11 protein-coding genes are annotated in these 14,897 nt (G+C 58.9%); 6 read left to right on the top strand and 5 right to left on the bottom strand.

What is annotated here, in order from left to right; all coding sequences use genetic code 11:
* Window positions 1–136: 136 nt before the first annotated feature.
* From lon to QFX16_RS19490, 4 genes are all read left to right on the top strand, one after another.
* Complete coding sequence (lon, locus tag QFX16_RS19505; RefSeq protein WP_027926069.1) at window positions 137–2,533, top strand: endopeptidase La; 2,397 nt, start codon at window positions 137–139, stop codon at window positions 2,531–2,533.
* A gap of 147 nt (window positions 2,534–2,680) precedes the next feature.
* The gene (locus QFX16_RS19500; protein WP_002552737.1) at window positions 2,681–2,953 is read left to right on the top strand and encodes an HU family DNA-binding protein; all 273 of its coding nucleotides are present in this window, start codon (window positions 2,681–2,683) and stop codon (window positions 2,951–2,953) included.
* Window positions 2,954–3,186: 233 nt separating this feature from the next.
* Entirely contained in the window at window positions 3,187–5,058 is a 1,872-nt protein-coding gene (locus tag QFX16_RS19495; RefSeq protein ID WP_283180972.1) for a SurA N-terminal domain-containing protein, read from the top strand.
* A gap of 229 nt (window positions 5,059–5,287) precedes the next feature.
* Entirely contained in the window at window positions 5,288–6,115 is an 828-nt protein-coding gene (locus tag QFX16_RS19490; protein WP_283180971.1) for a DUF2242 domain-containing protein, read from the top strand.
* A gap of 352 nt (window positions 6,116–6,467) precedes the next feature.
* Here the strand turns inward: QFX16_RS19490 and QFX16_RS19485 are convergent, their stop codons facing one another.
* Entirely contained in the window at window positions 6,468–7,508 is a 1,041-nt protein-coding gene (locus tag QFX16_RS19485; RefSeq protein WP_283180970.1) for an AraC family transcriptional regulator, read from the bottom strand.
* A gap of 3 nt (window positions 7,509–7,511) precedes the next feature.
* Window positions 7,512–8,642 carry a carbon-nitrogen hydrolase family protein gene (locus QFX16_RS19480; RefSeq protein WP_283180969.1) on the bottom strand — a complete coding sequence of 377 codons (1,131 nt, stop codon included), beginning with the start codon at window positions 8,640–8,642 and terminating at the stop codon, window positions 7,512–7,514.
* 209 nt (window positions 8,643–8,851) lie between these two features.
* On the opposite strand from QFX16_RS19480, the gene QFX16_RS19475 reads away from it, so the two are divergent.
* Together QFX16_RS19475 and QFX16_RS19470 are read left to right on the top strand one after the other, a co-directional pair.
* Window positions 8,852–10,891, top strand: a complete 2,040-nt coding sequence (locus tag QFX16_RS19475) for an oxidoreductase (protein ID WP_283180968.1) — start codon at window positions 8,852–8,854, stop codon at window positions 10,889–10,891.
* A gap of 153 nt (window positions 10,892–11,044) precedes the next feature.
* The gene (locus QFX16_RS19470; protein WP_283180967.1) at window positions 11,045–11,962 is read left to right on the top strand and encodes a 1-aminocyclopropane-1-carboxylate deaminase/D-cysteine desulfhydrase; all 918 of its coding nucleotides are present in this window, start codon (window positions 11,045–11,047) and stop codon (window positions 11,960–11,962) included.
* A gap of 10 nt (window positions 11,963–11,972) precedes the next feature.
* On the opposite strand, the gene QFX16_RS19465 is transcribed toward QFX16_RS19470, so the two are convergent.
* The 3 genes from QFX16_RS19465 to QFX16_RS19455 all read right to left on the bottom strand — a co-directional run bounded on the left by QFX16_RS19465 (window position 11,973) and on the right by QFX16_RS19455 (window position 14,842).
* Window positions 11,973–12,521, bottom strand: a complete 549-nt coding sequence (locus QFX16_RS19465; RefSeq protein WP_283180966.1) for a cytochrome b — start codon at window positions 12,519–12,521, stop codon at window positions 11,973–11,975.
* Between the two features lie 187 nt (window positions 12,522–12,708).
* Window positions 12,709–13,536 (bottom strand): phosphonoacetaldehyde hydrolase, encoded by an 828-nt coding sequence (phnX, locus tag QFX16_RS19460; protein ID WP_283180965.1) that lies wholly within the window; start codon window positions 13,534–13,536, stop codon window positions 12,709–12,711.
* Between the two features lie 196 nt (window positions 13,537–13,732).
* Complete coding sequence (locus tag QFX16_RS19455) at window positions 13,733–14,842, bottom strand: 2-aminoethylphosphonate--pyruvate transaminase (RefSeq protein ID WP_283180964.1); 1,110 nt, start codon at window positions 14,840–14,842, stop codon at window positions 13,733–13,735.
* Window positions 14,843–14,897: the final 55 nt, after the last annotated feature.

Below are 14,897 nucleotides of genomic sequence, written 5' to 3'. Positions count from 1 at the left end.
GGGCCTTCGGGCCCCTTTGCTTTTTGCGCGTTTTAACACCTTCTTTAAGCTTGTTTTTTTTGAAGGTAGCCCCCATCTTGGTTTCAAGCTCACTTCCATCTGTTTACGGCCTTATGGCCGCCGTAGAGGCGAAATCATGAAGACAACCATCGAATTGCCTCTCCTGCCATTGCGTGATGTTGTGGTTTATCCGCACATGGTTATCCCGCTGTTCGTGGGGCGCGAGAAATCCATCGAAGCCCTCGAGGCAGCGATGACGGGCGACAAGCAGATCCTTCTGCTGGCTCAGAGAAACCCTGCTGACGACGATCCCGGTGAAGATGCACTTTATCGCGTAGGTACCATTGCTACCGTTCTACAGCTGCTCAAGCTGCCGGACGGTACGGTCAAGGTTTTGGTCGAAGGTGAGCAGCGGGGCGCCGTTGAGCGTTTCAGCGAAGTGGACGGCCACTGCCGTGCCGAAGTCTCATTGATCGACGAAGTCGACGCGCCAGAGCGCGAGTCGGAAGTGTTCGTACGCAGCCTGCTGGCTCAGTTCGAACAATATGTGCAGTTGGGCAAGAAAGTCCCGGCTGAAGTCCTGTCGTCGCTCAACAGCATCGACGAACCAGGCCGCCTGGTCGACACCATGGCCGCACACATGGCCCTGAAGATCGAGCAGAAGCAGGAAATCCTCGAAATCATTGATTTGTCGGCCCGGGTCGAGCACGTTCTGGCGTTGCTGGATGCCGAGATCGACCTGCTGCAAGTCGAAAAACGCATTCGCGGTCGCGTCAAAAAACAAATGGAGCGCAGCCAGCGCGAGTACTACCTGAATGAGCAGATGAAGGCCATTCAGAAAGAGCTCGGCGACAGCGACGAAGGCCATAACGAAATCGAAGAGCTGAAAAAACGCATCGATGCCGCCGGTCTGCCGAAAGACGCCTTGGCCAAAGCCCAGGGCGAACTGAACAAGTTAAAACAAATGTCGCCAATGTCTGCGGAAGCGACCGTGGTGCGCTCGTATATTGACTGGCTGGTTCAGGTGCCGTGGAAGGCGCAGAGCAAAGTGCGTCTGGATCTGGCGCGCGCTGAAGACATTCTCGATGCAGACCACTATGGTCTGGAAGAAGTCAAAGAACGGATCCTCGAATATCTCGCCGTGCAAAAACGCGTGAAGAAAATTCGTGGTCCGGTGTTGTGCCTGGTCGGTCCTCCTGGGGTGGGTAAAACCTCTCTGGCGGAGTCGATTGCTCACGCCACCAACCGCAAATTCGTGCGCATGGCCCTCGGTGGTGTGCGTGATGAAGCGGAAATTCGTGGTCATCGCCGTACTTATATCGGTTCGATGCCGGGAAGATTGATTCAAAAGATGACAAAAGTGGGTGTCCGCAACCCGCTGTTCCTGCTCGATGAAATCGACAAAATGGGCAGCGACATGCGTGGCGATCCGGCGTCGGCGTTGCTGGAAGTGCTCGACCCTGAGCAGAACCACAACTTCAACGATCACTATCTGGAAGTCGACTACGACCTGTCCGATGTGATGTTCCTTTGCACCTCGAACTCCATGAACATTCCACCAGCCCTGCTGGACCGGATGGAAGTGATTCGTCTGCCGGGTTACACCGAAGACGAAAAGATCAACATCGCCGTCAAATACCTTTCACCAAAGCAGATTACTGCCAACGGTTTGAAAAAAGGCGAGCTGGAATTCGACGCCGAAGCGATCCGTGACATCATCCGCTACTACACTCGCGAAGCCGGTGTGCGTGGGCTGGAGCGCCAGATTGCCAAGGTTTGCCGCAAGGCGGTCAAAGAGCATGCAATGGAAAAACGCTTCTCGGTGAAGGTCACTGCCGAGATGCTGGAACACTTCCTGGGCGTGCGCAAATTCCGTTACGGTCTGGCTGAATCGCAGGATCAGATCGGTCAGGTCACCGGGCTGGCGTGGACTCAGGTGGGTGGCGAATTGCTGACTATCGAAGCCGCAGTCGTGCCGGGTAAAGGCCAGTTGATCAAAACCGGTTCTTTGGGTGACGTCATGGTCGAATCGATCACTGCGGCCCTGACCGTTGTTCGCAGTCGCGCGAAGAGCCTGGGGATTCCCCTGGACTTCCATGAGAAGCGCGACACGCACATCCATATGCCGGAAGGGGCGACCCCGAAGGACGGCCCTAGTGCCGGGGTGGGCATGTGCACGGCTCTGGTGTCGGCATTGACCGGGATCCCTGTGCGTGCGGACGTTGCGATGACTGGCGAAATTACGCTGCGTGGTCAGGTGCTGGCGATTGGCGGTTTGAAAGAAAAACTGCTCGCTGCTCACCGCGGCGGAATCAAGACCGTGATCATTCCTGAAGAGAACGTACGCGATCTGAAGGAAATTCCTGACAATATCAAGCAAGATCTTCAGATTAAACCGGTTAAATGGATTGACGAGGTCCTGCAAATTGCGCTGCAATACGCGCCGGAGCCCTTGCCAGATGTAGCTCCAGAGATAGTTGCAAAGGATGAAAAACGCGAGTCTGACTCTAAGGAAAGAATTAGCACGCATTAATACGCATTTGCCTGGGTGGCTTGTTGACAGCTTTTTAGAGCCCTTGTTATAAAGCGGCTCTTAAGTGTCTGTAGGCCATTCAGCACTCGTTTTTGCTTTCACCAAAAAACTTAGAATCATACTCAAATAGATATAAGGGGACTTAGAGTGAACAAGTCGGAACTGATTGATGCTATCGCTGCATCCGCTGATATCCCGAAAGCTGCTGCTGGCCGTGCGCTGGACGCTGTAATCGAATCCGTCACTGGCGCTCTCAAGGCTGGCGACTCTGTTGTTCTGGTTGGTTTCGGTACTTTCTCCGTCACCGATCGTCCAGCTCGCATTGGTCGTAACCCACAGACCGGTAAGACGCTGGAAATTGCAGCCGCTAAAAAACCAGGTTTCAAAGCCGGTAAAGCGCTGAAAGAAGCTGTTAACTAAGTTCGATTCAGGTTTTTGCCTATCCGGGTCGGGGTCATGCCTGACCTGGCAGCGGAGCGGTAGTCCAGTCGGCGAGTCGCCGATCCGAGACGCCGAGGCTCGCAAGTTCGAGTCATCGGTCCGCTCCGCCAGTTACGAGAAGGCGCATCCTCGGATGCGCCTTTCTTCTATCCGGATTCTACCCACGCTCCACGGTTGCCTAATTTTGAAGTTCAACCGTTTCTGGGGGACGCATGCTGCAGAATATCAGGGACAATTCACAAGGCTGGATTGCCAAGACCATTATCGGGATCATCGTTGTACTGATGGCTTTCACCGGTATCGAGGCCATTTTCCAGGCGACGACCAACAGCCAGGACGCGGCCAAGGTCAATGGTGAAGAAATCAGTCAAAACGAGCTGAGCCAGGCGGTTGATATGCAACGCCGTCAGCTCATGCAACAGCTTGGCAAGGATTTCGATGCTTCCTTGCTCGATGAAAAAATGCTGCGCGAATCGGCCCTCAAAGGCCTGATCGACCGCAAGTTGCTGCTGCAAGGCGCAGAAAATTCGAAGTTCGCTTTTTCCGAAGCTGCTTTGGACCAGGTGATCCTTCAAACACCTGAATTCCAGGTTGATGGCAAGTTCAGCCCAGAGCGTTTCGACCAGGTTATTCGCCAACTCGGCTACAGCCGCATGCAATTCCGCCAGATGCTGGCTCAGGAAATGTTGATCGGTCAGCTGCGCGCTGGTCTGGCAGGTAGCGGTTTCGTCACCGACGCACAGGTTCTGGCATTCGCCCGTCTGGAAAAACAGACCCGCGATTTCGCTTCGCTGAACGTCAAGGCTGACCCGGCGGCTGTGAAGCTGGCCGACGATGAAGTCAAAGCCTACTACGACGAACACGCCAAGGAATTCATGACGCCGGATCAGGTGGTCATTGATTACCTGGAGTTGAAGAAGGCTTCCTTCTTTGATCAGGTCAGCGTCAAGGACGAGGACCTGCAAGCGGCGTATCAGAAAGAAACCGCGAACCTGTCTGAACAACGCCGGGCCGCGCACATTCTGATCGAAGTGAACGACAAGGTGACCGAAGCGCAAGCCAAGGCCAGGATCGAAGAGGTCCAGGCACGCCTGGCAAAAGGCGAGAAGTTCGAGGCTCTGGCCAAGGAATTCTCCCAGGACCCGGGTTCGGCCAACAACGGCGGCGACCTCGGATACGCAGGTCCTGGTGTCTACGATCCAGCCTTCGAAACAGCGCTGTATGCGTTGGCCAAGGATCAGGTTTCGGCGCCGGTTCGCACCGACTTCGGTTTCCACCTGATCAAGCTGTTGGGTGTCGAAGCGCCTGAAGTGCCGACGCTCGCCAGCCTGAAAGACAAGCTGACCCGTGAGCTGAAAACCCAGCAGGTCGAGCAGCGTTTCGTCGAGGCGACCAAGCAACTGGAAGACTCGTCGTTCGAAGCCTCCGATCTGGCTCAGCCGGCGCAGGACCTGAAGCTCACTGTTCATACGTCCAAACCGTTCGGCCGTGAAGGTGGCGAAGGTGTTGCGGCCAACCGTGCCGTGGTCACTGCTGCGTTCAGCCCTGAAGTGCTGGATGAGGGTGCCAACAGTACCGCCATCGAGCTCGATCCGGAAACCGTGATCGTGCTGCGCGCCAAGGAACACCTGAAGCCTGCGCAACTACCGCTGGAAAGCGTGGCTGCCAGCATTCGCGTGCAATTGGCCAAGGAGCACGCCAGTGCTGCCGCCAAGACCAAGGCTGAAGAGCTGATTGTCAGCCTGCGCGATGGCAAGACTGCGCTGGACAAGGCGATCGACGGTCAGAGCTGGAAAGTGACCCAGGCAGCTACTCGTGGCCAGGAAGGGGTTGACCCAACCGTGCTGCAGGCGCTGTTCCGCATGCCCAAGCCTGTCGCCAAGGACAAGCCGACCTTCAGCAGCGTGACCCTGGCCGATGGTAGCCTGGTGATTGTGCGTCTGAACAGCGTGAACGAAGCGGCTGCGCCGACCGAAGAAGAGAAGGCTCAATACCGTCGCTTCCTCGCCTCGCGTATCGGCCAGCAAGACTTTGCTGCTTACCGCAAGCTGCTTGAAAGCGAGGCTGAGATCAAGCGCTTCTGATGCCTGACTGAGCTTGTCGCGACACAAAGACCCCAGCCGAAAGGCTGGGGTTTTTTATGGGCGAAACAAATGCAGGGCGGGTTACCCGTCGGCTGAGTATTTACCGTGCGACTTTTTCCTGTAAATGACAGTCAGTACACTTGTAACTGTTTTAAGACACTAATCGATACTCCGCTAAGCATCGATCTGTTGCACAATACGCCCCGGACCGTTTTCCTCAGGATGTTCAATGTTTAAATCATTTCCCATGCGTGTTGCCGGGCTGGCATTGGTGCTGGCCGCCGCTGCCGGCTGCTCGTCGAAGAAAGCCCCTATCTATGAGCATGAGAATTTCGATGACTCCGGAACGTTTTCGCGCAGCTACCCGGTGACGGATGCGCAGACGTGCGAAGCCGCCCGTCGGGCGTTGCTCAGCCAAGGCTACATCATCACCAGCTCCGACCCGAAACTGGTCAGCGGACACAAAAGCTTCCAGCAGACCGGCGAGAGCCACTTGGAGATCAGCTTCAGTGTGGTCTGTGCCGATGATGGTAGTGAGGGGCTCCACGCGACGATGTTCGCCAACGCCCTGCAGGACCGTTATGCGCTGAAGAAGACCAACAACTCCGCCAGCGTTGGTGTAGGCGTGCTGGGTTCTGTGTCGATGCCGATCGGCTCGTCCGACGACTCGATGGTCAAGGTTGCCAGCGAAACCGTATCGTCGCCCAAGTTCTACGAGCGTTTCTTCACCCTGGTCGAGTTGTTCCTGCCGCCGGAAGCGAAAAAGGCCGCGCACATCAAGGAGAAGCCGAAACCTGATCTCGGCGTGCCTGAAGCCAAGGCCGCACCGGCTCCGTTGGTGCCGACCCCGGCACCTGCGGCAGAACCTGCGCCGGCGCCTGCCGAAGCTGCTCCAGCAGCCTCTGAGCCGGTTGCACCGCCGCCTGAAGCCGCTCCGATTGCTCCGGCCGAGAACGGCGAGCCGGCATCGACCACGGAAACGGTCACTCCGCCGCCCCAATCAAGCCTGCCTCCACCCACCGAGCCTATTTCGGCCATTCCTGTATCAGGACAGTAATCGTACTCTGACGCTGCGGGATCAGGTCAGACGACACCGATCCCGCAGCGGCGCTTTTAAATTGATCCGCGTCAACCCAGCCCGTTGTCCTACGGCCTGTATCGAAAAAATCCTGTGATAAATTCCTGACGGCCTGCTACGTTTTATTAAGTAGCTGCTGAGCGGCGTGCCTGCGTCATTTTTCTTTCACGTGGGCACTTTATGCTCGGAGCGCTGGTCATTTATTCAGGCGTTTTTTTCAACGAGCTGTGGGGGATTCAAAATGGACGATTATCAAGAAGAGCTGCTCGAGTATCAGGCGTTTGAACTGGACCCGCTGGAACCGGCCGAAGACGCTACCGAGCTGTAAGCGTCAAGCGGATTGGCGATGACTGCGGCGAAACTCGCCGGGAGTCTGGCCGCTCCAGCGTTTGAAGGCCCGTTGAAAGGCTTCGGCTGAGGCAAAGCCCAGCAGGTAGGCGATTTCTCCGAACGCCAGTTCGGTATCGCGGATGTAGGTCATGGCCAGGTCGCGACGCGTGTCATTGAGGATCGCGCGAAACTGCGTGCCTTCCTCGGCGAGTTTGCGCCGCAAGGTCCAGGTCGGCAGCTTCAGGCGTGCCGCCACTTCTTCCAGGTCGGGTTCCCGGCCACCATTGAGCAATGGCCCCAGTAACTGAGTGATGCGTTCACGCAGGCTGCGGGTACGTGTCAGCTGCTCCAGTTCCCGCTCACACAGTTGCAGCAAGTGTCGCCAGGTGCTCGGGCAGTGTTCCGGGTTGCGCTGGGCGAGGCTGGCAAGGCTCAAGCGCAGTTGATTGTGCTCGCAGCCAAACTGGATCGGGCAGTCGCCCAGCACTTCATAAGCCGTGCGGTAATTTGGCTCTTCGAACTCGATCTCGATGCGTTCGGCCCGCAACCGGGCAGGGCTTATGCTGGACAATTGCTGCAACCAGCCCGCGATGATCGAATCCACCACGAAGCGGTTGTAGGCGTTGTAAGGGCTGATGGAATAAAACCGCAGCCAGGCGCCTTGTGCGTCTTCGTGAAAGCTCGATTGACCGCGATAGTTGGAGCCATACAAGGCTTCGAAGCGAATCAGGCACCGCGCGGCTTCTCGCACCGTTGGCGCCTGAGCGGCGGTGACCCCGGCCAGGCCGACCTGGCTCAGGCGACTGAGCTGACCCATGCGCAAGCCAAGTGCCGGGTTGTCGGTCAGTTGAATGGCGCTGTGGCCCAGGCGCATGTAGCGCGGGATCGAGAGCCGGGCGCTCGCTTCGCTCAGGCGAGCCGCGTCGAGGCCGTATTGTTCGAGCAGTGGCTGAGGGTCTACACCGTGGCTGCGCACGGCGTCGGCCAGGCTATGAACAAAGCCCACCGACAGATCGCCGAGGCGCATCGGCAACGGTTTCATGGGTTACAACCAGAGGTTCAGCAAACGCGCGCCACGTGCATTGCCGTCGGCGAACTGCTGCCCATTGCTGCTGAGAAAACTTTGACCGGCGCTGCCCTGATCCCAGAACTGACCGCGCAGGAACACGCTCATGCCGGCGATTGCCTGGCTGCTGGGCGGTTGAGCGGTAAGTGTCAGACGATGCCAGGCCTGGCCTTCGCTGAGCTCGCCGGCCTTGAGACTGACCGAGCCAGGCGTCGACAGCCCCTTGTAACCGCGCCACGGTTTGTCCCAGGTGCCGCGCCCGACCACAAACGCCGGGACTGCGACGAACTGCGCACCCTGGTCGTCGAGCTTGCGGTAATTGTCCGGGTACCAGCTGTCGCTGCCGATCAGCACGCCCAGGCGTCCGGCCGGGGTGTCGACGACGTTGAGCGTATGCTCGCCATTGGCGGCGATGACATCATGTTCAGCGAAAATCGGGTGCATCTGGCGCTGGGGTTGGCCGATCGGCAGGCCATCGCGACCGAACACCACGCTGCTGTTGTACAACGCGCCGCGGCCGATTTTCAGGGTGCCGTCGATGACGCTGGGGTCGGGTAGCACGATGGAGCCCGCCACCAACGTCACGTGGAATTCTTTCGCCAGACCACCAAACAGCGCCTGGTAGTCCTTGGCCATGCCTTTGGCCTTCATGCGCAGGTGCGCATCGTCCAGACGTTTTTCGCCCTTGGCGCTGATCAGTGCGCGGACGAACTTCAGTGGGTTACTGACCGCCAGCCAGTTCATGGCTTCCTTGAGCGTGGTCGCCTGGTACAGCTCATCTTTCTCGCCGCTGACCATCAACCAGGTGCCGACATGTTCGGGCAGGACGACGATGGTTTTTTCGTTCAGCAGGCCCTGGTCCTGGGCCTTCTGCAAATAGGCCGCCAGCTTGCGGTGCAAGCGCTCGGGGCTTTGATAGTCGGTGGGAAACAGCTCGGGCTGGATGCCCAGCAAGTTGCCGCGATCGGCGGGTGTGCCTTGGTCGACCGCGAGGTTGATGCGCAGGTCCGACAGGTAATGACCCACCGGACGGTCCGCGGCCCACATGGCGTAGGTCGTAAGGGCGGCAATCAATGCCATGGAGAAGGTCAAATACAGAAGTTTGCGCATGGGGAAACAGTCAATGGCCGTGTGCAGGATTCGCGACTAGGGTAGGGCGCACGCCGGCACTTGCCAAGGGGCGCTGCACATTTGGATCAATAAGTTGTCAGTTACGGTCATTGAGTGACAGCGGCGCGACTCTTAGTCTGTCCAACATGACTGACGGGGGCCGAAGAGCTCCTGCACTTTTTCCGTGATCGCTCGATGTGGAGTTACCGATGGCCGCCGCTCATTACCCGCACCTGTTGGCCCCGCTGGACCTGGGTTTTACCACGCTGCGCAATCGTACCCTGATGGGTTCGATGCACACCGGTCTTGAGGAAAAGCCCGGCGGTTTCGAGCGCATGGCGGCGTACTTCGCCGAACGTGCCCGTGGCGGCGTTGGCCTGATGGTCACCGGCGGTATTGGCCCGAACGACGAGGGTGGGGTGTACTCCGGCGCGGCCAAACTGACCACCGAGGAAGAAGCGCTCAAGCACCGCATCGTCACCCGCGCAGTGCACGAGGCGGGCGGCAAGATCTGCATGCAGATCCTTCACGCCGGGCGTTATGCCTACAGCCCGAAACAGGTCGCGCCAAGCGCCATTCAGGCCCCCATCAACCCGTTCAAGCCTAAAGAGCTGGACGAGGAAGGCATCGAGAAGCAGATCAGCGATTTCGTCACCTGTTCGACCCTGGCGCAACAGGCCGAGTACGACGGCGTCGAGATCATGGGCTCCGAAGGTTATTTCATTAACCAGTTCCTCGCCGCCCATACCAACCACCGTACTGACCGCTGGGGCGGCAGCTATGAAAACCGCATGCGCCTGCCGGTGGAAATCGTCCGCCGGGTGCGCGAAGCGGTAGGCCCGAATTTCATTATTATCTTCCGCCTGTCGATGCTCGATCTGGTGGAAGGTGGTAGCAGCTGGGAAGAAATCGTGACGCTGGCCAAGGCCATCGAGCAGGCCGGCGCGACCATCATCAACACCGGCATCGGCTGGCACGAAGCGCGGATCCCGACCATTGCCACCAAAGTGCCGCGCGGTGCGTTCAGCAAAGTCACGGCCAAGCTGCGTGGCTCGGTGAACATTCCGCTGATCACCACCAACCGTATCAACACCCCGGAAGTGGCCGAGCAGATTCTGGCCGAAGGCGATGCCGACATGGTCTCCATGGCGCGGCCGTTCCTCGCCGACCCGGACTTCGTCAACAAGGCCGCTGAAGGTCGTGCCGATGAAATCAACACCTGCATCGGTTGCAACCAGGCCTGCCTGGACCACACCTTCGGCGGCAAGTTGACCAGTTGCCTGGTGAACCCGCGCGCCTGTCACGAAACCGAACTCAATTACCTGCCGGTGCAGCAGATCAAGAAAATCGCGGTGGTCGGTGCCGGTCCAGCAGGTTTGTCCGCGGCGACCGTGGCGGCTGAGCGTGGTCATCAGGTGACGCTGTTTGATTCGGCGAGTGAAATCGGTGGTCAGTTCAACATCGCCAAGCGTGTGCCGGGCAAGGAAGAGTTCTTCGAAACCCTGCGCTACTTCAACCGTAAACTGCAGACCACACACGTTGAGGTGTGCCTGAACACCCGTGTCGACGTGGCGAAACTGGTTGAGGGCGGTTACGACGAGATCATTCTCGCGACCGGCATCGCTCCAAGAACCCCGGCGATTCCGGGTGTCGAGAACGCCAAGGTGCTGAGCTACCTGGACGTGATCCTTGAGCGCAAACCGGTGGGCAAACGCGTCGCGGTGATTGGTGCCGGTGGTATCGGATTCGATGTCTCGGAGTTCCTGGTTCATCAGGGCGTGGCCACCAGCCAGAATCGCGAGGCGTTCTGGAAGGAGTGGGGCATCGATACGCATCTGGAAGCGCGCGGCGGTGTCGCCGGCATCAAGGCTGAGCCTCATGCACCGGCGCGTGAAGTGTTCCTGCTGCAGCGCAAGAAATCCAAGGTCGGTGATGGCCTCGGTAAAACCACGGGCTGGATTCACCGCACCGGTCTGAAAAACAAGCAGGTGCAGATGCTCAACAGCGTCGAGTACCTGAAGATCGACGACGAAGGTTTGCACATCCGCATCGGTGAAACCGGCGAGCCGCAAGTGCTGCCGGTGGACAACATCGTGATCTGCGCCGGGCAGGATCCGCTGCGTGAATTGCACGAGGGTCTGGTGGCGGCCGGGCAGAACGTGCATTTGATTGGCGGCGCGGATGTAGCGGCTGAATTGGATGCCAAGCGCGCGATCAACCAAGGGTCCCGGTTGGCTGCTGAGTTGTAATAAGCAGGCTCAGCGTGCCAATGGCTTTCGCGAGCAGGCTCGCTCCCACAGTAGATCTTCGGTGCGACATGGATCGAGTGTGGGAGCGAGCCTGCTCGCGAAGGCGTCCTCAGAGCGACTAGAATGCTGGCTCTTCACCCAGAGCCGGCATCGATGCTTCTCCCGCCCAACGACTGGCTACCCCAAGCCCCGCTGCAACCCCTGCAATTCGACTGGCTCACCTCAGCCGGCATCGAAGTCGGGATCCTGCGCCTCGACCAGATCGACCCTCTGATCAGCGGCAACAAGTGGTTCAAACTCATCGAGCACCTGAAAGCCGCTGACCTGATTGGTGCCAAAGGCATCATCAGTCTGGGCGGTGCCCACTCCAATCATCTGCATGCACTGGCCGCCGCGGGCAAACGTTTCGGTTTTCGCACCGTTGGCCTGCTGCGTGGTCATCCGCAAGAAACGCCAACGGTAAAAGACTTGCAGGCGTTCGGTATGCAGCTGCATTGGCTCGGTTATGGCGGTTATCGAGCGCGGCACGAGCCGGGTTTCTGGTTGCCATGGCAGGCGCAGTATCCCGATCTGCATCCGGTGCCGGAAGGTGGCGGTGGTTTACAGGGCGCCAGGGGCTGCATGCCGCTGAGGGCAATGGTCAGCGAGCAACTGAACGGTCTTGGCTGGAGTGACTACGAAGGTTGGTGGCTGGCCTGCGGAACGGGCACCACCCTGGCTGGTCTGGTGCTGGCCGAAGCAGGTGAACATCCGGTGTATGGCGCGCTGGCGGTGCCCGACGATCATGGGGTTGCGCAGCACGTCGATTCGATCGTGCGGGAGGCGGGTTTACACAATCGCGCTTATGAATTGTTCGACGCCAGCCGTGGCGGCTTTGCCAAAGTCGATCCGCTGTTGCTCGAGTTCATCGATCAGACCGAACAGGCCTGCGGCATTCCCCTTGAACCGCTGTATACCGGCAAAGCCCTGTTGGCGCTCAAGCAGCAAGTAGAAGCGGGAAGATTGGAAAAGGGCACGCGCCTGATCTTCATCCATACCGGCGGTTTGCAGGGCCGCCGGGGTTTCCAGTGAGCGGCTGGATTCACCCGCGCTTGGGCATCATCCGCAGCAAGGTGTTATCACCCACGACATAGTGGTGATAAATCCCCGCCACGGCGTGCAGGCCGATCAGCCAGTATCCAATGGTGCCGCCGAGTTCATGCCAGCCCTCGATCTGCTTGGCCAACGCCTTGTCCTCCGCGATCAGCAGCGGCAGGTCGAAGCCGTAGAACATCACTTGGTGCCCTTTTGCGCTAGTGACCAGCCAGCCCAGAATCGGCATGGCGACCATGAAAATGTACAGCGCCCAGTGCATCAGTTTGGCCAACACGGTCTGCCAGTGAGGCGAGGCCGGGAAGATTTGCGGTGCCGGGCCCAGGCTGCGCGCGAACAGCCGCAGCCAAACCAATACAAACACCGTCAAGCCCAGCATAAAGTGCGATTCGGTGATCAGCGTCCGCCCGCCACTGCCTTTTGGAAAGATCCCGCGAAATTCAATACAGGCGTAAACCAGCGCCAGCAGGACCAGCATCAACCAATGCAGCGTGATCGACACGGTGCTGTAGCGTGAGTCGGAGTTCTTCCAGGGCATACGGTGTTCCTCACAGGTCAGGTCGAGCCACCGTTCTTGTTCGACGGTGTGCTTTAACTGTAATCCGCTTTGGTGGATTTGCCTGTGGCTATTTGGGCGTTCAATGCTCTGGATCAAGTGATTGGCCACAAAAAAGCGCCCGTTCCGTTAAGGAGCTGGCGCTTTTTTTATGCAGCGATAGGCGCAATCAGTTGGTTTGCGGCATCTCGCCCTTGGCCAGGCGCTGGTTGATATCGGCGATCACTTCCGGCAATTCGGTGATGGTGTCGATCATGTAGTGGGGACGCGAGCCTTCGAACATCCCGTGGATGCGCTTGCGTTCGCTGGCCAGTTGGTCGCTGCCGAGGGCGCGGTAAGCTTCGTAGTCCAGGCCCAGCGCGTTGCCCGAGCAGATCAGCGCCACGGTCCACATTCCGGCACGGCGACCTTCAAGAATGCCCGGCACGGTGTCGTCGATCTTCACGCAGGCTGCGACATCATCGATGCCCAGCGCAATCACGTTGGCCAGCGCCTGGGCCGGCCATGGGCGGCCATTGGGCACTTCATCGGTGGCGACCACGTGGTCGGCAACGTAACCGTTGGTGGCGGCCAGTTCGACAACTTTGTCCATGACCTGTTTTGGATAGCCGGAGCAGGAACCGATCTTGATCCCTTGCTGGCGCAGGTTGGCGATGGTGTCCAATGCGCCCGGAATCAGCGCCGAGTGCTCGGCGATTTTCTCGATTTGTAGCGGCATGAAGCGTTTGTAGATGACGGTGACGTCATCGTCGGTCGGCGTACGGCCGAACACCGTGCGATAACGCTCGGCGACTTGCGGTTGATCGCACAGGGTGCGGATGTGGTCCCACTTGCCCATGCCCATCGGGCCGCGGGCTTCTTCGATGGAAACCTGGACGTCGAACTCGGCGAAAGCTTCGACAAAAATCTGTGTCGGTGCGAAGGAGCCGAAGTCGACCACGGTGCCGGCCCAGTCGAGGATGGCGGCTTGCAGCTTGGTTGGGTTTGCGTAGTTCATGTCTCAAATCCTGTATTGGGGAATGAAGAGCCCTGTAGCAGCTGTCGAGCCCCAGCGAGGCTGCGTTCGGCTGCGCAGCAGTCGTTAACTCTGGCGACTCGGTTCATCTAAAAACACCGAGGTGGATGGTTTACGACTGCTGCGCAGTCGAACGCAGCCTCGCTAGGGCTCGACAGCTGCTACAAGTCGTCGTGAATTAGATGTCGAGGACTTCCATCTCGCGCAGCACTTCGGCGATCGCCGATACGGCCGCGTGCATCTCGTCCTGGTTGACGTGGCCGATACAGCCGACGCGGAAGGTTTCGACCTGGGTCAATTTGCCGGGGTAGAGGATGAAACCCTTGGCCTTGACGCGTTCGTAGAATTCCTTGAACTGGTAGCGCGGATCTTTCGGCGCATGAAAGGTGACGATGATCGGCGCCTGAATCTCGGCGGGCAGGAAGCTGCGTAGCCCCAATTTGGCCATGTCATCGAGCAGCATTTTGCAGTTGTTGGCATAGCGCTGATGCCGGGCTGGCAAACCACCTTCTTCGTTGTATTGCAGCAGGGCTTCGTGCAGCGCGGCGACCACGTGGGTCGGCGGGGTGAAGCGCCATTGGCCGGTCTTGGCCATATAGGTGTGCTGATCGAAAAGGTCCATCGCCAGCGAGTGCGAGTTACCGGCGGCATTGGCCAGCGCTTCTTTGCGAGCGAAGACAAAGCCCATTCCCGGCACGCCTTCCAGGCATTTGCCCGAGGCGGCGATCAGCGCGTCGAACGGCACCTGTTGCGCGTCAATCGGCAGCGCGCCGAAGGAGCTCATGGCGTCGATGATCAGGCGTTTGCCGTGTTGCGCGATGACGTGAGCAATTTCCGGCAGCGGGTTGAGGATCCCGGTGCTGGTTTCGCAGTGAATCAGCGCGACGTGGGTGATGCTGGCGTCGGCGCGCAGCAGGCGGTCGACGTCGGCGGCGGTGGTCGGTTCGTCTTCGGCGGTTTCAAAGGTGCTGAAGGAGCGGCCGAGCACTTCGCAGATTTTCGCCAGGCGTTTGCCGTAGGCGCCGTTGATCAGCACCAGGACTTTGCCGTCACGAGGCACCAGCGTGCCGATCGCCGCTTCGACCGCGAAGGTGCCGCTGCCTTGCAGGGGCACGCAGTGGTGGCTGTCGCCGCCGTTGATGATCGCCAGCAGCTGTTCGCACAGGCTCGCGGTCAGTTGATTGAAGCGGTCATCCCATGAACCCCAGTCGAGCATCATCGCCTGACGGGTGCGGGCCGATGTGGTCAGTGGGCCGGGGGTGAGCAGGATGGGTTCGGCAGTACTCATTCTCGTGTCCTCGCAATCGATGGGATGAAGCTACGGGGCTTAAATTGCAATTTGC

The organism is Pseudomonas svalbardensis (assembly GCF_030053115.1).
In the GTDB taxonomy this organism is placed as follows: Bacteria; Pseudomonadota; Gammaproteobacteria; order Pseudomonadales; family Pseudomonadaceae; genus Aquipseudomonas; species Aquipseudomonas svalbardensis.
This window is presented reverse-complemented; position numbering and strand designations above follow the sequence as displayed.